The following is an 18,949-nucleotide window of genomic DNA, read 5'->3' on the forward strand; positions in this document are numbered from 1 at the left end:
TTCGATGCGTTAAAAAATGCTCCGCCGTTTGCGCTCGAGGTGAACACTTGAAGTTCTATCTGTTTTGTTCCTGTGGGTATTGCAGCCGAATGGGCAATATGATTTGGACTTGCTGCCTGTACTCCTGTGGCTGCATTAATGACATAGTTACCAATATTAGTGAATGGAATCAAAACAAATCCATTAGAGCCGTATGAATATATTATGATTTGCCCTAACGCTCTTAAAGTTGTTGTAACGGCATTGCGAGCAGTTGTTTTGTCTGCATAGGCATAATTTCCGCTGGCTTGGGAAACATTGTAGATAACCGTTTTATCTACTTTTCCCGAAATATCGACAATGGGAATTTTGCCATCTACTGTTCTTACGACTGTTCCTTCTGCTGTTGTCGTTTTTGCATACGGAGTTAGATCGACCGAAGGTATTGTTCCATCAGGTGAATAAGCTACTTTGTAGCTATCAGCCGCTCTGATAATATCGGCTTTTTTAGCTAAAGCATCAGAAACAGCTTTATTTGCAGGCGTAGTTGTAGTTTGCTGCGTAATTTGCTGAGTGATTACAGGCGTTGATCCTTCACCATAAATTATGACAGTTCCACCTATAGTTATTTCAATTACAGCATTAATTAAAGTTGCCATTAGCTTTCAATTTTAATCAAAGATTTTTTGAGGACTCCAAAAGTCGCTCTTTGTATTAAGTTCCATTTTCCATCTGGAATAGAAGCTTCAGTTTCTGCAATATTAATTTCAATCTTCAATGCTCCGGGAGCCAATAAGCTGGTGATTGAGGAATCAAGTATAGCTGAATATTCAGTGTTTGAGACTTTAGATAATTTTATATATCCTTCTTTTATAGTTTTTGAAAACATTGCTTTTTTACATCCATCAGTGTAGATGTAGACTATTATTTCAGCTACAGAATCAAGATCTAATAACTGACTTTTAGTGTTATCAGTCCAAACCTTGATCGAAAAACCGATATCTTCTCCTTGATATTTGTTCATAAAAATGAAGATTAAAAAGAAAGGAGCCTTTGCTCCTTTCTTTGGTTATTAGCGTTTATTAAGGAGTTGAACCTTCTTCATCTATGCAATAGAATACATCTTTTACTTCTCCTAAATTATAGATTGGTACATTCTTTTTCGATCCTCGTTGATCCCATGTACATGTCACCGACCAAACTACAAAAGAATCAATATCCTCTTCTACTGCATCTTTAGCATCTACAGTAGATAAAGTTTCGTTTGCTACACGAAGTTCAGACTCAGTTCTCCATGCAAGCAGAAAGTTTTCTGCATTATCTTCCAATGATTGATAAAAATCATCGTTTCCGGTGTGATTCGGATCATTGAAGACTGTTACATGAGTCTTGCTCGATTTCATTTCTTTTTTATCACCAAATCCAGTAACCATATTGGGAGTACCTCCATCATAGGTACCTCTGGTTGTTGGTACGACTATAATTAACCCGGCTTGAATTTGAGTTTCCCACCATGTTTTGGATTCGACATTCTTTGTACCTGGAGTTCCGGATACAGCTTCAAGCAAATCCTTTAAAGATTTGTCAATAAAAGCCACGCTTCGAACTCTTCCATGTTCTGCATTCACACAAGGATCACACATGTATTCTGGAATACCACCGTCAGCTACACATTTTTTATATACTATTGTCATAACCTATTGTATTATTAGCATTTATTTTGTTCGCTTATTTCCACACATTCACGATTGAATGTATATTGGACTTTATATTTTATTGAAAACAAGAATAGTTCAGGAATAAGATTATAAACTACGTTCTTGAACTCATTGTTAAAAACACTGAATTGATCGAAATTAGACTGAACAAGAAGAGCCTCTTTAGGCAAAGAAGGAACTATTATCTGACTTTCGAAAGTTAGTGAGTCCATCTTCAACAGGTCACGAAACCCCCAGCATATAAGAATCATTTCATCAGTAGCGATGTCATAATTAGTATCTCCGTACCCTTTTTTTGTTTGAGAATAACTTCTATTTAGGATTCTGTGATATACACCAAAGGAATAATCATCATCAGCAAATACATACTTGCATTCTCCTTCATTGTCAACAATTGCAGGATATGCTATCTGATCTTCATCTTCATCTTCATCTAATGATCTAACAAGAATAGATAAAGCTAAACCATATAAAATAGGAACTTCAACATCACACAATTCACCGGACCTGTTACCGATGTTTGCATTAATTTTTGTTATAATATTCTCAATCATTTAGTTTCTCTGTTATATATCGTTCCGAAATAGCTTTCATCACATCCAATTCTGCAATTGCTAAACTCCAGATTGCCTTTTTATATCTTTTTTCATTCCAGATTGCCTTATTGTAATTGAGCTCGTTGGAATAGCCAATACCATATCCATTTTCGGTTTCAAAAACCTGCATATACTGCTCCATCTGCCTAGTTAGCGATAGAATAACATTGTTATCTGTCGATCTATTGTAAGTTGGTCTTGGTTGTCCTTGATTGCGTCCCTTTGTGAAGACTCCAGCTTGACCTTGTTCCTTCCTTTCTCTGAATTGACCTTTGTTCTTCCCTTTGCTTACAACCGTTTCCGGATAATTACCGGTTCTAACCTTCATATAGCCTTTAGAGTATGTACCAATAGGAGATCCATCGGAATCTTGACCATTAACATGTACTCTAATTCGCATCATAGGCATAACGTTGGTCGCAATTTCTCTCAACATGACATCTTTATCGATTGAATTCAAATTAAGTATAATGGCATCTACTGAAAATGGTATAGATATATCAATCATGGTGTTGTTTCTTCAAAAGTTATAAATCTATTATGATCTGGAAGATTATCTTCGAAGCAATCAGAGTTCTTGATATCGATCCCAATAACCGCAACATGCAACTCAGAATAAAACTGTTCCTCAAACTCAATTCTCGATCTTTGAGCGGTTATCTTATCGATGGTGGTGTATTTGTTGATTCGGGAAGATGTGATCCTTTCAATCATCAATTCAGCCCCCATCAGATATTGAAGAGCTACTGCAAGAAGATCCTTATTCTCGCAAATAAGACATTCTGCTATATCTCTTTTACTTACTCTGAAGCATTTATTCAGCTCAATAATGAATTGCGTCCTTAAACGATTTATCGATCTGCTTTCAATGTCACTCATTACCTGAACATAGTCTTGTTGATCTTCATCAGCAATTTTATTCACTGATGCAACATTTATGTTAGGAAGAGTATTAAGGTATAGACCTGAATCTGATACCTTAATACTACTGGACAAACCTATGTAACCAATTAAACAATCCACATTAATGACTTTTTAAGTGATAGGCCATATAGAACCATCAGCAGGAGCTACAATAGTTCCGTTCTGAGCAGCACCTATATAATGGAATGATCCATTCACGCCCGACAGCCTGTCGGTGCTTTGGTACATGTCATCGGGAGCTGTGAATAGTCCATAACTTTTACTCAATATAAAGCCCCATCCTTCTTCTACGAGAAGATTGTCATCATCGTCATATACATTACAAGGATTGTTTACGAGTTGAGCGTCAAAAGTCATAGCAATAACACTACCATCGGATAGCATTACCGGAAACGGTAATCTGAATTTGATGGATGAGCCTGTATCGTGGCTAAAACCGGGAGCGTACTTTTGAAAATCGACAAATCCAACTGAACCTTCAGCAAAAACGCCAAAATGATTATCACCCCAAGCAGATATCGAATTTAAATCTTCGTATGCCCTCCATGTTGTATTGCGTCCAAAGCCTTGCAAATCGGTTGATACTTTAAGCATTTGAGCCATGTTGTAATCTATAACAGATCCGTTACCGACAATCAGAGGCGTTCCAATCATTTCATTGAATTGAAAATCTCTAATCAACTTCATCACACCATCTCCGATAGTTATACCGTTTGAAAACGTTACAGATTGAGGTGCACTCGAAGAAGTCTTAGCATTTATACCCCATTTTGTGGATTGAGTTAAAAGAAGATTTTCATTGATCTTTTGAAACATGCCCTGCAATTTTGACAGCATGGTCTGATACATTGCGTTAGATACAGAGGCGGATGGGTCGCCAATAGATAGACCTTTACTAGCCTCTGTTTCCCAATCTCTCAGTTCTCTATCTTTTATAGAGATACCTATTTTAGAGAAGAAAGTCCTGTTGATGGTAGCTTCACCCCATATAGGACTAAGAGGTGTTAGACAGTCATCCCTGTCGGTAACATCAGCTTTTGTACCTCTCTTCATGTAACGAAGTTTGACCTCGTGGTTATGCCCAGTTCCGGTGCGTTTTACCTCGTCAATTCTGGTTTTAATGTTGTTTTCGAGCAACATTTGTAAGAACCCAACAGGGGAAATCTTTGTTTGAGGATCATTATCCCCTGCAATGATTCTTAGATTCTTCTTGTAAGATTCGGCTATTCCGATTAAATTAATTGCCATAATTATTAATTATCTTGACCGCCTATTGATTCAGTATAAGCTTCATCAAATCGGGAGGTATTTACTTTAGCTCCTCCTGATGGTACTTGTACCAGAGAAGCAGGTGTATTCGGAGGTGTTCCGCTGTTGTTTACGGCTAACATCTTCTTAGATGCAAGAACCTGATCTGCAAAATCAGAAAAAGATATCTGCTTGTTATCATGATAATAATCAAGATCCGGAGAATTAGCTTGTTTTAACTTCAAGCTGTTTCCATCTTTCACAATAACAGCTCCTTTTTCTTTCAATGCATTCTCGATGAGGGTACGGGAAAAAGCGGTATTATCTTCAATCGTCCAATCCTTATTTGCATAAGGTTTCCCGGAAAGATGGTTCATGATAATAAAATCCTTGATCTCATTATCATGCTTTGATTGCAAATCTTTTACCGTTTGTTCGCTTTGCTGTTTTGCAGAAGCAAGTTGTTCATTTAGTTCTTTGATTTGCTTTTCAATTTCTGCTTTCTTTGTTTTGTTGTCCGGATCACCACTGGTTTTCAGCTTTTCAATTTGCTGTTTCAAGGCAGTTTTTACCAGTTGAATTTTATTGTATGAACTCTTTTCTGACTGAACAGAAGCAAGAGTTTCCTCATCCAATTCCAAATCTTCTAATAGTTTTGCATCTACAGCATTTAGTATTGTCGCTGAAAAATGGTTTTTAAGACCAAAGTTGTTTTTGGCACTATCAAGTGACATTAAACCGTTATCCAGAGGTTTTGCAAAAGAATCATCGATTTCTTTATTCGCAATATCTGAATTAGACAAAATGGCAATAAGTGCCGGATCGTTTTGCAACCCTAATTTAGTTGCCTGGTTATTGAGAAAATCTCCTAGTTTCATAGTTTAATGAATTATATTATTAGTAATTAAGCTTTCTTCTTAAGCTCTGATTGAAGCTTTTCAATTTCAGCTTTGTGAGTGTCCTTTAAATTTTCCAGAGCTAGCTTTGTATCAGCATGAGCTTGCTTCTCTTTCCCAAACTCAATGTTTAATGCTTCAAGAGCATTCTTAGTAGATGCGTGACCTTCTTGTTCTAACTTTAGCTTGTTGCCTGTATCAGCATGAGCTTGCTTCTCTTTCCCAAACTCAATGTTTAATGCTTCAAGAGCATTCTTAGTAGATGCGTGACCTTCTTGTTCTAACTTTAGCTTGTTGCCTGTATCAGCATGAGCTTGCTTCTCGGTTAACAAATCGTTTTTTGTAGTGAGATGATCCTCTTTCTCTTTGTGTAAATCAACATTCACTTTTTCTGGTGTTGAAGGGATTGAATTGGCACTCGGAGCTATATCTCTCACTGATGGGAAATACTCTTGAATTTCTTCTTTAGTAGGTTCACTTATCTTATACTTCTGAGATCTATAGAAAGCCTCATTTATTCCAAGAACTACAGATGATTTACCTTTTTCGTCTGTAACTTTAATGTATTTACTTTTTGCCATAGCTGTAATTTGTTTATAAAAATTCATCACAAATATAATCATTATGATCATTATATAATCTTTTAGGATTTATTATTTGCATTCATTATTTTGTTTTCTCGTAAAAAGAGTTATATATTTGTATCACAAAGTGGGTAAAGCTTATGCTCCCACATTGTGCCAGCCGTTATAGTCTCGTATTATAGCGGCTTTCTCGTTGCCTAATACCTATAAACTTTCCCATCAACTATAAATACTATTTCTTTGAATTGATAATCCGATTGACCTTTAAACATGGCAAGTCCTTTACTTATACGCTCCATAGAGAATAATTCTTTATCAGGAAAATACAATATTACCGATTCTGCTTCTTGTGATTGAGCTTCTTGAAATTTGCGTTTTATCGTATTCTTTCCAGATCCTTCAACAGCTTTAATATCGGTTTTAACCCCGTTCAAATATCCATCGGAAAACTTTTTACCGGGTTCTCCTTTTTCATTCTCTAAAATAATCACATCTCCATTCTTATATAATATATCTTGGACCTCTTTCTCATAATGTCCTTTTGTCGGATGGAAAGAATGATCTTTGTGCGTAGCTTTTACACCTCCATTATCATTGTGTTCTACATTTGTATAGTCCGGATTTTTCTTTAGTCTATCGAATTCATTCTTGTTAGCATATTTCCCGATATTATCCTCAAACCTCATTCTCAATTGAAGCGGAACTTGTTCTTTAGATATCGGGTATAATTGATGTCCGCAATTATACCCCCCTCTGTTTACCTGGAAATTATTTGCAGTGGTATCTTCGAACATCCCAAGAGGTAATCCATCTTTACCTAGCTTACATTGATGCCCATCGATTAAGCCGTTTACTATATCCGGTATTTCCGATGTATGAACATATTTTTTATCAGTGAGGTGCTCGCAAAATTCCCTGGTAGTCGTTTTATTGGATCCTACATAAATAAACCATTCATAGTTTAAATCAGCAGTTATCAGTTTAGTGTGTTCTGCCGAAAAGATACTCAAAGCGTCAACAACAGGAGTTTGAACTTGCTTTTTTATAAGACTCTGCTTTTCATCTCCAACTATAAGCTTCTCCAGATTGAGTGTCAGGTCTTTGTAAGAACCTCCTGTTGTAACCGATGTCCGGATAACATCTCTTATCTTGCTTACAACCGTTTCAGTATATCCTTTTCCGGTCAGAGTTTCCAGTGTATTATCAATGGCCGTATTTGTAACAACCTTCGATATTGGTTTTTTGCTATCAAACGATTGATTCTGTAGATTTGCGACAATAGAAAATTGTCTTACATACTCTTTAACTGAAGATAGATACTCTTTGGACAGTAGAGCTTTAAACAACTGCGTTTTAATCTCATTCAGTTTTTTGAGATTGGCAATTGACGCTCTAATATTACCGGATGAATCGACATCTAAATCCTTAACTACTCCAAGTATTTTTTTATATACCTCTTGTTCGGTTTTGGATAATTGCCCTATAAAGTTATCCGGAGCATTAGATATTATCTTCAGTACCTTCTGAAGATCCTTCTCCATTTAGCTCTACTTTAATGGTGTTTTGGGGTGTGTTCTCAGCTATTATTGCTTGAGCATAGGTTTTAATAATTTCTCTTTTCTCTTTAAATGTTTTCCTTAAGAAATTATCATTTTCATTGATGGCTATATTTACCAACTGAACGATGTTACAACTAATAACGTAATCAACTTCTGTAATACCTCCATTTGAAAGCATTGTCATTTTTTCATCTTGTGAATTTCCATAGAAAGGATCCATATCGAATATACATTGTAATTCATCGGCTTTATCCGGATCTGCATTGTATCTCTTCCTGATGAATTCGACTTCCATATTCTTTTTGACAACAGGATTAACCTGAGCTGTATTTGCCTCACGAATCTCACCCATCAAATAACTGGAGTTTAACAAATCAAATCTCTCTGGAACTGCAATTCTTGGTAATAGATTCTGTCTGGCTTCTTTGTCAGTAATAATAACTGAATATCTAACATCACATATAAATCTATAAGCATTATCCAAAATCCTTACTATATCTTCTGCTATCGAACTTACAAACGTGTTAAGAGCATCTCTGTCAACCTCTTTTGCTACTCCCGATTGATTTAATGACACGTTAGATAGGAATTCCATATTGATAGACGCCAAAGCCTTATACAGATGCTTATCGACTCTCTGATCCTGTAATTCTGCTATTTTTGTGTCTTTATAGATATAACCAATAGGAGGGGTTGGGGCTTGTGCTTCTCCTGCCTTTGCCATATCTACCAAGAAAACACCATAAGGAGAAACGTTAGTGATCCTTCCTGATCCGGTACATTTACTACATGTAGATTTATTTTTCAGTTTACCGGCACCGTTACAATCGGGACAATCGGTATTTGTATAATAATACTTCTCAGAATGGATGTGCTGGACTATTTCGGCTTGGAGATCGGAATACTCCCGAGCAGCTTCATCCAGTTCAGGTACCATATACTGAATACGGCTTTCATATATCGTATCATTATTAACTCTACATTTGTACTCACCGCCTGCCTTAAAAGCCGGTAGATATCCTAAATTGTGGTTATATTCCAAATCGAGTTCCAAGTCATATTTACCTGTGACTTGCTTGTATCTGAGTATCTGTTCCATGGTAATAATATAAATAATATCTCCTTGGTAAATCCTGTTATTACCGGCTCGATAGACATTTTTATCAGCACTTTTCAGTACTACATAGCCACCTTCTACATAATCAAGAACCTGCTCCGATGAGAATACCTCAACAATAGGTTTAATATACTCATTCGATTGAGCAGGCATATTTTTTAGAACCAATGCAATGATAGAGTTAGCATCTATCAGATATCTTCTTAGGAGCTCTGAAAATGCCCAATTTGTCAAAGATGAAAAGCCTGGGTAATTCTCTTCACAATATCTCTCCAATGTTTCATCACCGGATATTTTTTTAGGAATATCATCATCATTATATGAGATATTCCAGTCTTGGGATCGTCTTATTTTTTGAAGTTCGGTTAGTACTTTGCCGATTTCCTTTTTAGTTACCGACTTATATATCTTTTTCCTATATTCGAAAATAGCCTTAGATTCCGAAGGTCTTCGTTCGGCTATAAGTTTATCGGGAAATAAACCATCTGCGTGTATCTTTATCGCTTCAGCAAGCTCTACAGTTGCAGTATAATTAGGATGTCTGTAATTTATGGCATTTCTTACAAATTCGGGAGTTATAATTGGAGGCATATAACATACATATTCATTGTTTTATGTTTTTGTATTGTCATTTGACCTTTAATAATTTCGCATTAATAATATTTCTTGTTCGGACACCTTTGTAGATGCTTTATATAATGTGGAATCACCTTCATGTATCGACTCTTCATAATCTATTTGATAATCTCCTGTTTCATTCACCTGAATGTCATCAATGACAACATCATGCATTAACATGACTTGTATCTTCTTGTGAAAGTCTACCGGACTATAGTTAATGTTTAAATCGTAAACATCTCTCCTTAGTTTAAAGGGATTATGAATATGTCCATTGGCATCAATATATTCTTCTGTTTCCGTTTTGGGATTTTTGTTTGCCATTTCGATAGGAAGCCTAACATATAATCTATATCCGTCATAAAACGGAAAATAAGTGCGAACCTCGCTGTAATAACTTACAAGTAAACCCTTAGATTCATTGTCATAAGAAAAGATGTTAGAATAGCATTTAGTGCCATCCTTGTTTGTTTCCATAATACGAAAACAATCTCCACATGCCAGATATTTTGAAATATCGAAGTCAGGGAAATTAAAATATGCTAAATATAGATTTGTCGCGTGCTCAATTCTCGTGATCTCCGTAATAATATCTCCACTAATATTACATAGATTAAGTATAAGCGTGTTACCAAGTTGGTGATAATTACTTTCAAAATATGCATAAAAAGAGATATCTGATAATTCGGATACTTCCAAAATCGGAGAACAGTTACATTCAATAAGTTCTTTATCGAATTGTATAAATGAGTATTGGGGCGTTGTAAGCATATTCTTTAGATAATAGTATACAAATATAATCATTGTGATTATTATTACATCATATTAGACTATTCAAATTCTGCTAGATTTTTATTTAGTAATATTTAACCAAAATACTTCCTTTTTCAGTGAACAAGACTGATTTGATTGCATAATTTTGAAGAGTATACAAAAAAATGATGGGCAAAAACTTACATTCCAAATTAATAATATTATCACAAACAATCACTTATAAAGGTCATGCAGAATCGACTACCTTATAATTTATCTATCTACCACGATCGAACAAATGAATCAATGTATATGTTATTAACAATAGACGTACATTTATAGACTGAGCAATGATAAAAGAAAATAAAAAAAGTTCTATTCCTGAGAAATCTATCCTTTTAAGGGATTTGGAAGCCAAACGCATGTATTTACAATATTTGCCAGTTTGTATTGCTCAAAACTCAGTGCCTTCAAATAGTATAGATCTGAGCTGTGTTATGAAAGAAATGGACAAACTGAGACAAGAATATGAGATGCTTAAAACTTCATTAAAAGCTGAAGAGTTACGCAACTATAATCAAAATTTAGCCCATAATAAAAACACTCAAATTTCAGTTAATGATATAATCGAATGCATTGGAATGATTAACAAGAAAAATGCTAGATCAATATTAGAGAAAATCGGTATTATTAATAAGGATGGCAGTTTGTCCGAAAATTATATAGAATCCGAAGATAAAATTTCATATCGTTACCACACAGCTACACAAAAATAAATGTATTCTAAATCTCGTAATATTATAATCGGATTTCACGGTTGTGATAAATCCGTAAGGGATGACATTATCCTGGGAAGAACACCAATGGACAAAAGCGACAATGACTATGATTGGCTTGGAGGAGGTTTTTACTTCTGGGAAAACAATTTAGACAGAGCTTTATATTTTGCACAAGAAAAACAGATAAGAAAACCTGAAGAAATAAAAGAACCTTCTGTACTTGGAGCTTTTATTGATCTAGGATATTGTCTAGATTTATTAGATACTAAATATCTAAGTCTATTACCTCCAGCACATGAGTTTCTATGTAAAACAATGGCAATGAGTGGAAAGGTAATACCTAAAAATGGAGGAAAATTCACCTGTACAAATGATTTATTATTAAGATTCCTTGATTGTGCTGTCATCGAAAGTTTGCATCTGTTAAATATAGAAACCAAGAATAATCAATTCGATTCTGTACGTGGAGTCTTTTGGGAAGGCGTAGATCTATATCCAGACGCAGGATTTAAGGAAAAGAATCACATCCAAATTTGTGTAAGAAACCCTAATTGCATAAAGGGATATTTTATACCAAGAGATAAAGATGGTAATTTTATAAATCCTTAAAACTATACAAAAAAAAAGCCTCGATTAAGAGGCTCTACCTATATTTTTATTTAAAAGGATTATTGTTTAAAGACCACATTGAACTTTGAGAATTCGACTGCATTAAACATGGGTAAATTACCTCTATTTTGAGCTATCAATTGCTTTCTCTCATCTTCAAAAATCAAAGCTGCTTGTGTTATTTTATTCTTCAACCTATTCTCTGTAAATACACATCCAGCCACTTCTTCTAACATAAATTCGTTAAATAGTTTCATCAATGTTCTTACATATAAGTTGTTTGTGTCTATTACTATTTCTTTTTTCATATTATTTTAGGTATTATACAATTAATAATTAGTTAACCTTCTCTTTCGAATAACAGGAACATTTCACGTGCATATTTTTTACATGCCAAGTGTTGCTTTTTCAAAAGATCATTCAACCTCCTGTTTTCAAGTTCCGCCAATAGCATCCTATTAACAGCCTTAAATGTCTTCATCGAATTGTCGTGGTAACTGGTTATCATTTGGCAGATATTCCATTTGTAGCTGTAGTTCTCATCCCATTGGTGAAGAATGACAGCATTATTATCAGTAAAGAATTCATTCTCTCTCAAATGCCTGAGAATACTATCCTGATACATCTCATAGGCTCTGCGAATAGTTTTGTCGTAATCTTCGTAACGGGGTTTAATGGCTTTGGGCTGTTTAGCTGCTTTGTGGAATACTTTCCGGTATACCTCAAACACCGGGCGGATCTTTCGGGCAATAAAATATTCTAAGCAGGAAACCGAAAGAAGGTAAAAAGTAGTTGGACGACCGCCTTTAGAGTTTTCAGCATTTTTGCTGAAAACTTGATAATCAATATTTTCAATAAAATTTACTCTTAATGAACGTACTGCTTCATTCTTTCCAGAATAAACTAACATCCATACCTCATCTAAATTAATAGGGAATGATTCTTCCAGTTGTGATAGTTGCAAAACCTTTTGAAAATAGGCTTTAATTTCGCTTGTGCTGCTACTCTTGGATAGAGTAATTTGATTGTTTTTGTTCATGATTATGTATGTTTGGCTATTATAGGCAGAAAAAAAGAACGGCTGCCATATCCCATTGTCGCCAAACATACAAACTAACAGTATTCCTGAGAGAATGTTGGGATAGACAACCGTCTTATTTTGTATCACAAAATTAGGGTATGTCTTTAAATAAGAAAATACTCCAAAAGGAGTATAACAGTTTTACTGTCACTTGTATATTTGGCTGATACAAATATATAAATATTTTTATTACATTCGCATAATTGATTGATTATTAACAATATAGAAATCATATTGATTGTATTATAATCTTAATGATTGCTCGAAAAGCATAAAAAAAATGGAAATATTTTTGTATTTAATAGCTCTAGCAATAATTGTAATATTATGTGGTGCATCTGCAAATAATAGAAGAAAAAAACAGGGGAGAACCTCAGAGTCCGTAAGTACACCTTCAGAAAATACAGTTAACGGAACCTCAGAGGAACTAAAGTTATTAACTAAAGTGAGAGAGATATTTGAGTCCGGTAAAGCAATGCCATTATATGATATTTACAAAGAAGTTGAATATAATGAAGCTATTGAAATCTTACCTACAAAAGAGAATTCCAAAGCCTCTGAATTATTTCATCAGTATTGCCATGCAATAAGTAATAGATATTATATTAAATATTACGAATTAAAACCTTCTGAATCAAATAAAATAAATTTAAGAGATGGTGAATTAATATATTACACTATATGTGACTCCAAATTGTTTGATAGTAAAAATTTGTATAGAGCTGTTGATCTCGGTAATATATATTTTACGAATAAAAGATTGTTGTTTGTAGGCAAACAATTTAATGTAGTAAAATCCTACACATATAAAAGTATTATCACTTATAATAGATATAAAGATGCTGTATCAATATCTATAGAAAACCAGAATCCGAAATTGTTTAAGTTTGAACCATCAAAAGATAGTTTATTCATACAAGATGGATTAAATGAATTATCTATACTTTTACCAAGATTTATAAATAATAACTATACTCAAGATTCGGTATGAAACAATTATCAATTATACTACTATTCATTACAGCTTTTTTATCTTCTTGTGGCAGTCATGCGGATGATGATCCGTATGATGAGTTAGTCACATATGACAATTGGTATAGAATAGGTGATGATAAGCTAAATAAAGAATTTATACGATTCAATAGAACCGACTTTATCTGGGGGCAGGGAAATGCAGCACCTATGTATAATTATAAAATAACAGAAAAGGGCAGGATTAAATACTATCTTAAATTCAAAGATAATCCTGATACATTGTATACGAATTATTTTATTCAAAATGGAATACTTCAAATATTTAATGGGCGAACTTATGAAAGAGGTAAATAATTTTACCTCATTCTTGGTATCAATGTAAAATCAGCCATACATTTTAGCAGGTCGAATTCTATCTCACTTATCCATCCATATTCACCATTGAATTCTATCAATCCGTATGGGTTTGATTTTATACGATTAAAATCATCTCTGGTTATAGGGTGTTGAAACGAGATAAGTTCCGGTTTGAATATCGGAGTATACAATTCAGACTCCTTAAAATCAGATGGAAGAATATCTTGAGACTCCTTAATTACACTTGTTTCAATAGAACAAATAGTATTGATCAACAGTTTAGCTCTTACATAGCCTTCACCACCTGCAAAGATCAATGCTTCATCTTTCACCCCTTGCATAATCCAGCTATACCACCTCATTGCATTTCTCGCAGGAGATATAGATACGTTGTAAATACTATCAGGATCTATAACCGTACCATCAGGATCAATAGCACCTGTCTCAACAATAATAGTATTACCAATATCTCTTTCCAGTGAGACAATAAACACGTCATTATCATACCTCCAGTCCTTTGTATCACTCTCTATTTGCCTTCTCCTGGTTGCTTCTATTGCATAGCCGTCAGCCACAAAGGAGCATTCTTTCTCAAGCTTGGTATCTATCATTTTTAAGGAGGTTCGATATTGTCTTTTTCCGTGAAATCCATCGATACCGTTGTATTCTTCTGCTTCCCATTTCTTATAACCGTTATTGAATAGCTGATAAGATCGGGATAGATCTACTTTCCGCTCAACATTGCTAACATTCACACAAGTCATTATCACATCGTTGTTGTAGAAATGCTTATATGGCTCTACAATCAACTTATTGCCCTGCACGCCGTAACCGATACAATCAATTGAGATAAGAGCGTCCAGGTAATCTTTTAACGAGATATAAGTTACAGGGAGACTTCCATCTGTAAGAAGTCCGTTTCTGAGGTTAAGTCCTGTAAGAATACCACGCATTGAGCCACATCCATCTATTTCCGATGGGTTAACATCACTATCTATTCGAGAGTAGTAATCTGACTTAACGGTTATTTCTCCATTAGTAATAGATTCAACAATCCTACTCAGTGACTCATGCACGAGGCTTAGATTTGCATTAGTAGATTTATATTTCGATGTTCCGGTTACTTCAAAAAAAGCAATAGCATCATCAGATATTGGAGCGATATAGTATCTCCATTCTAAAGCTGCATCAGATTCAGCCATTCCATATAAATAAAACCTATCCCCAGCGTTTAAATTTATATTGATATCTAAATCAACAATTACATAAGGCCCATAATAAGGATCATCCGCCGGAGTACCTATATTAATTGGGCTCTCACTATTAATTCTATAATACGCAAAAGTATTGAAATTACGAACTCCACGCGTGTATCTTGCATATACTTTATATCTCGCTTTAATTCTGATATTAGTATATGTAATATCATTATCAGGAACAATGAAGATGGGTTGTACATCATTTAGATCTCCATCATGTGACGTAATCGCATTTAAATCAAATAGCTCACTTTTTACCTCAACACTAAATATTATATTAAAATATGTATTTCCGTCTCTTGTAGAAAGAGATGAGGCATAATCATTGGTTTCCGCTCTACTCGAAGTAAAAACGGATTTCCCTTCTAATAAGATATTCTTTTTCAGATTCGGATATTCCGGTAATACTTGACCATCAAAACCGACTAATGATTCAAGCTCCACTTTAGTATTTATCCTGTTTCTTATTGTTGTCTGAACATCTATCTGAGCCACTCCCAATTCAATTATAATTGAATTGCCTTTTTTCTCAACATATTGAGCGAAGTCAAGTCTACCGGTATAGAATTCATCCCATATTTGATTTACCTTTTCTTGTACTATGAGAATAACATCTGCTTCAATACCTTCATTTTCATAAGCTGTTTTACAAATATCATAACTTAACCCTCCAAAACCAAGAGTTACCTCTGCATATTCCCAAATGGTGCCATGGGATATACCTCTTAGTAGCTTTGGTTTGAATCCATCAAAACCGATTGGTTCTTTTATCTCGGTCTGAGTGCCTTTGTAGGAAAGAAAATATCTTCTAAAATCCATTACATTGTAGTTTTAAATTTACTATTCAGGTGCTTTACTTTTGTATTTCCGTCTGTTACAGTAGTTCCCGATCGATCAACAGATACATATACCGGGCGTTGAACGGGAGTCTTTTGATACTTAGCAACAGATCTTCCAACCCTATCATAATCTATCTCTGTATTATAAGTTCTTCTTGCATCGCTTATTAATTGTTGACTGATAACAGGTGATACAGGATAAGAAGGATCTATTGCCGGCATATTCCACTTTGACATAACCGATCGGTCACCATTCATGGCTCTTATTGAATCATGAGCCGGCATAATTGAGGCTCCTTTAGGAATCCACATAATCTCGGGACCGTATTCACCAACCAGAGCATGTTCACCTTCTCCTCCTTTTCGTCCTTTCCAGTATCTGGGAAGAGGTTGTGACCTTATCGCATTCAACTGAGCGAACGTCTGAACACCGACAAGAGCAGCGACAATTGCAGAGTATGGAAAAGGAAAATCTTTAAATGCTCGAGCGATAGCTTGCCCGTTAGTTAAAATCAGATTGAAAATAGCTTGATTTTTTTCGGCTTGGGCTGCTTTTCTCTTTAACTCCAACTGTCTTCTGTTATATTCTTCTTCTGAAATAAGTTTTAAACTTGAATTGCTTTTAGCCTTTTCAGCATCAGTTGTATAATAGTGATCAAGGTCAGAAAGCTGTTGCTGTATTTGAGCTTTCTGATTATCAAAACTCAATGTTGCAAGAGTTGAGATTGTATTAAATAACTCGTCTTGGATAGCAGCTCGACTTTCAGCTTCTTGTTCAGCTATTTGAATACGTTTTTCAGATAACTCTTGTTCAAGATCAATCGTATCTTCTCCATTCTTTCTTCTTGTTGAAATTTGCTTATTGAGAGAATCAATGGTTATCTTGTTCAATTCACTCTCATAGGCTCTTCTGGATAACTTTCCATTCTCATATTGTTGAGTAGCAATGAGAGTCTCAGTGTTGACTTGCTTTTGGAGATTTGTCGAATCCTGCTCTGTAAGTATCTCTTTTTTCTCTTTAGCTAATTCTGCATTTATTTCTTTTATCCTTGCTGCTTTAAATTCCTCATTCTTAATTGTATTTTCCACATCCTGTAGTTCAAGTTTAGCTTTTTCTTCAGCTAAATCAAGTCTTAACTGATATTCTTCTGTGGATCCGGAGTGTGTTTGAGCTAATTTTGCATTAATTACGGAAATATTACCGTTAATTGTATTTTCAGCGACTTTATTGGTAAAGTCTTCATCTAATTTAAGAGCTTCTTTTCTGTATTTAGCCTCAATTGCTTTAATTTGATTTATTGTAAGGTTGCGTTCGGAGAGTTCTATTTCTTTTTGTTTTTCTAACTGATTTACCTTTAAATTATACTCCTCAAGAGAACCCTCTTTTGCTGCTGATAACCCGGCATTGATCAATTCCACTTCATCTTGAAGTTGTTTCTTGGTGAATTCATCCCTTAATTGCTGAATCTGCAATTCGGTTTCCTTGGTAATCAGGAGACGTTCACCCTTTGTAATGTCAGCATTCTGGAGATCAACATTCTTTTTAACTTCAAGAGCAGCGATTTGAGCGTTGAGCTCTTCCATGGTTCCCTTTTTAGTGAGAATTACTTTATATTGGGCAAGTGCAACAGCTGACTTTTTACCAGCCTCAGCAGCTCTCTTATTAGATTCTATTTCATCAAGTTCTCTTTGATGCCTAGCTTCTTCGTCCTCTTTTTCGGCTTCTTGTGCATTACTTATTTTTAAACGGAAATTACCAAGTCTTTCTTGAATGTTTTCTTTGAATTTCTGGAACTTCTCTTCATCGATATCAAATTTTTGAATTTTACCATCAATTTTAAACTTCATTACAGTTTTTCCTTGATCTCGTAATTTTTGAGACTCATCATTGATGAGCTTAAGTTGCTTTTCGAGTTCTTCAGCTTTCTTTTTATTATTTTCAAGACTACTTATTTCTTCACCATAATGCAGACGCAAAGAATTAGCTACTCTAACCCTCTCATCATTGATTTGCTTCCTTTTCTGAGCTAGTTGAGCCTCACTAGCTCCACCAGCTTTCATTAATTCATATTCACGTTCCAACAATCTGATAGAATCTTCTCCATTTTCTTTAATCCTATCTGCCATTTCTTTTTTAATCTCAATGGATTCCCGTTGAAGATCATTAAGTTTTTTCTGTTTTTCAGAAGCAGTTTCCGTATTTCTAGAAAATATGTACAATGCTCCAACAACTGATAAAAGCGCAACAGCTAATAATACATAAGGATTAGCCATTGCAACCAGATTAAAGGCTTTCTGTGCTATGGTTGCTAAAATAGTATTTTTAGTAGCTAATGATTCAGCAATAGCTTTTGCTCTTAACTGAAGGGCTGCAACAGCCATCATGAGGTTACTTTCTTTCTGAACTGCATTCTGTATTTGTTGCAATCCAGTATTGATTGCGATCAATGATTGCATTTTAAGCATCAGTTGTTGAACATCTTTATTCTCTTCACCGAAGATACTCATTGCGCCGGTCAATACCGAAAACCCTCCAGATGCGAGTTGTGTTCCTTCGAGAATAGTATCGAATATTCTTGTATCAGAGGCTTCGTTATTGATTTGTCTATTTACGTCTCCCTGTATATCAGCGAGCCTTCCGGCTTCTTCAACCAATCTTTGGTATTCATCTGATCCTGTATCTCCCATGACTTCCATCATGGCGATTTGCTCTCTAATATTCCGGAGCATAGTCCGGAATGATTGATTCATAGCTTCAGTAGGAATACTATTTTGTAATTCTCTCTGAGCTTGAGAAAGATCAGTTATACTTCTTCTAGTTTGCGTTAGTTGATTTCTGACCTCTTGAATTCTTCTCCCATATTCTTGAGTAGCTCGTGACTGATCTTGTGTATTTCGGGCATTCAATTGAGCTGCTTGTTGTTCTCTTCGTAGTTGAGCAACTTTATCTATGAGTTCTTGTTCTCGCTTCTTTAGTTCTTCGAGTTTCTTATTTGCTTCATCCAATCCACCGGTATCAGCCGTGAAATTGATTAATACATTATTTGCCATCGCTTTT

20 protein-coding genes are annotated in these 18,949 nt (G+C 34.9%); 4 read left to right on the plus strand and 16 right to left on the minus strand.

From position 1 onward, the window contains the following. From CLV62_RS16050 to CLV62_RS16105, 12 genes are all read right to left on the minus strand, one after another. The coding region (locus tag CLV62_RS16050; RefSeq protein WP_146212768.1) for a hypothetical protein at positions 1–638 on the minus strand (638 nt) is incomplete at its 3' end. Then, positions 638–1,003, minus strand: a complete 366-nt coding sequence (locus CLV62_RS16055) for a hypothetical protein (RefSeq protein WP_110311794.1) — start codon at positions 1,001–1,003, stop codon at positions 638–640. The genes CLV62_RS16050 and CLV62_RS16055, both read right to left, overlap by 1 nt. A gap of 58 nt (positions 1,004–1,061) precedes the next feature. Next, positions 1,062–1,673, minus strand: coding sequence for a hypothetical protein (locus tag CLV62_RS16060; RefSeq protein WP_110311795.1), 612 nt, complete (start codon positions 1,671–1,673; stop codon positions 1,062–1,064). A gap of 14 nt (positions 1,674–1,687) precedes the next feature. Next, on the minus strand, positions 1,688–2,251 hold the full coding sequence (locus CLV62_RS16065) for a hypothetical protein (protein WP_110311796.1): 564 nt from the start codon (positions 2,249–2,251) through the stop codon (positions 1,688–1,690). Next, positions 2,244–2,801, minus strand: a complete 558-nt coding sequence (locus CLV62_RS16070; protein WP_110311797.1) for a hypothetical protein — start codon at positions 2,799–2,801, stop codon at positions 2,244–2,246. Before CLV62_RS16070 ends, CLV62_RS16065 begins: the two co-directional genes overlap by 8 nt. Next, on the minus strand, positions 2,798–3,217 hold the full coding sequence (locus tag CLV62_RS16075; RefSeq protein ID WP_146212769.1) for a hypothetical protein: 420 nt from the start codon (positions 3,215–3,217) through the stop codon (positions 2,798–2,800). Before CLV62_RS16075 ends, CLV62_RS16070 begins: the two co-directional genes overlap by 4 nt. 111 nt (positions 3,218–3,328) lie before the next feature. Beyond that, complete coding sequence (locus CLV62_RS16080) at positions 3,329–4,465, minus strand: hypothetical protein (protein WP_110311799.1); 1,137 nt, start codon at positions 4,463–4,465, stop codon at positions 3,329–3,331. Positions 4,466–4,470: 5 nt separating this feature from the next. Further along, entirely contained in the window at positions 4,471–5,343 is an 873-nt protein-coding gene (locus CLV62_RS16085) for a hypothetical protein (protein ID WP_110311800.1), read from the minus strand. Between the two features lie 26 nt (positions 5,344–5,369). Next, positions 5,370–5,993 (minus strand): hypothetical protein, encoded by a 624-nt coding sequence (locus tag CLV62_RS16090; RefSeq protein ID WP_110311801.1) that lies wholly within the window; start codon positions 5,991–5,993, stop codon positions 5,370–5,372. 149 nt (positions 5,994–6,142) lie between these two features. Further along, a complete protein-coding gene (locus CLV62_RS16095; RefSeq protein ID WP_110311802.1) occupies positions 6,143–7,486 on the minus strand; it encodes a CdiA C-terminal domain-containing protein in 1,344 nt (447 codons plus the stop codon). Further along, positions 7,446–9,212 carry a DnaJ-like cysteine-rich domain-containing protein gene (locus CLV62_RS16100; RefSeq protein ID WP_110311803.1) on the minus strand — a complete coding sequence of 589 codons (1,767 nt, stop codon included), beginning with the start codon at positions 9,210–9,212 and terminating at the stop codon, positions 7,446–7,448. Before CLV62_RS16100 ends, CLV62_RS16095 begins: the two co-directional genes overlap by 41 nt. Before the next feature lie 48 nt (positions 9,213–9,260). Continuing rightward, positions 9,261–10,043, minus strand: coding sequence for a hypothetical protein (locus CLV62_RS16105; RefSeq protein WP_110311804.1), 783 nt, complete (start codon positions 10,041–10,043; stop codon positions 9,261–9,263). Between the two features lie 299 nt (positions 10,044–10,342). Here CLV62_RS16105 and CLV62_RS16110 point away from each other — a divergent pair, with 299 nt between their 5' ends. Together CLV62_RS16110 and CLV62_RS16115 are read left to right on the plus strand one after the other, a co-directional pair. Continuing rightward, positions 10,343–10,768, plus strand: coding sequence for a hypothetical protein (locus tag CLV62_RS16110; protein WP_110311805.1), 426 nt, complete (start codon positions 10,343–10,345; stop codon positions 10,766–10,768). Beyond that, positions 10,769–11,380, plus strand: a complete 612-nt coding sequence (locus CLV62_RS16115; protein WP_110311806.1) for a hypothetical protein — start codon at positions 10,769–10,771, stop codon at positions 11,378–11,380. It abuts the gene before it with no gap. A gap of 59 nt (positions 11,381–11,439) precedes the next feature. On the opposite strand, the gene CLV62_RS16120 is transcribed toward CLV62_RS16115, so the two are convergent. Together CLV62_RS16120 and CLV62_RS16125 are read right to left on the minus strand one after the other, a co-directional pair. Beyond that, complete coding sequence (locus CLV62_RS16120) at positions 11,440–11,688, minus strand: hypothetical protein (protein ID WP_110311807.1); 249 nt, start codon at positions 11,686–11,688, stop codon at positions 11,440–11,442. A 32-nt stretch (positions 11,689–11,720) separates the two neighbouring features. Further along, a complete protein-coding gene (locus CLV62_RS16125; RefSeq protein WP_110311808.1) occupies positions 11,721–12,419 on the minus strand; it encodes a hypothetical protein in 699 nt (232 codons plus the stop codon). Positions 12,420–12,741: 322 nt separating this feature from the next. Here CLV62_RS16125 and CLV62_RS16130 point away from each other — a divergent pair, with 322 nt between their 5' ends. Together CLV62_RS16130 and CLV62_RS16135 are read left to right on the plus strand one after the other, a co-directional pair. After that, positions 12,742–13,452, plus strand: a complete 711-nt coding sequence (locus tag CLV62_RS16130; protein WP_110311809.1) for a hypothetical protein — start codon at positions 12,742–12,744, stop codon at positions 13,450–13,452. Continuing rightward, positions 13,449–13,790, plus strand: coding sequence for a hypothetical protein (locus CLV62_RS16135; protein WP_110311810.1), 342 nt, complete (start codon positions 13,449–13,451; stop codon positions 13,788–13,790). Before CLV62_RS16130 ends, CLV62_RS16135 begins: the two co-directional genes overlap by 4 nt. Positions 13,791–13,792: 2 nt before the next feature. Here the strand turns inward: CLV62_RS16135 and CLV62_RS16140 are convergent, their stop codons facing one another. Together CLV62_RS16140 and CLV62_RS16145 are read right to left on the minus strand one after the other, a co-directional pair. After that, a complete protein-coding gene (locus CLV62_RS16140; RefSeq protein ID WP_110311811.1) occupies positions 13,793–15,871 on the minus strand; it encodes a hypothetical protein in 2,079 nt (692 codons plus the stop codon). Then, positions 15,871–18,942, minus strand: a complete 3,072-nt coding sequence (locus tag CLV62_RS16145; protein WP_110311812.1) for a hypothetical protein — start codon at positions 18,940–18,942, stop codon at positions 15,871–15,873. Before CLV62_RS16145 ends, CLV62_RS16140 begins: the two co-directional genes overlap by 1 nt. Positions 18,943–18,949: the final 7 nt, after the last annotated feature.

The sequence above is a fragment of the Indolivaga alginatilytica genome (assembly GCF_003201355.1).
In the GTDB taxonomy this organism is placed as follows: Bacteria; Bacteroidota; Bacteroidia; order Bacteroidales; family Dysgonomonadaceae; genus Dysgonomonas_A; species Dysgonomonas_A alginatilytica.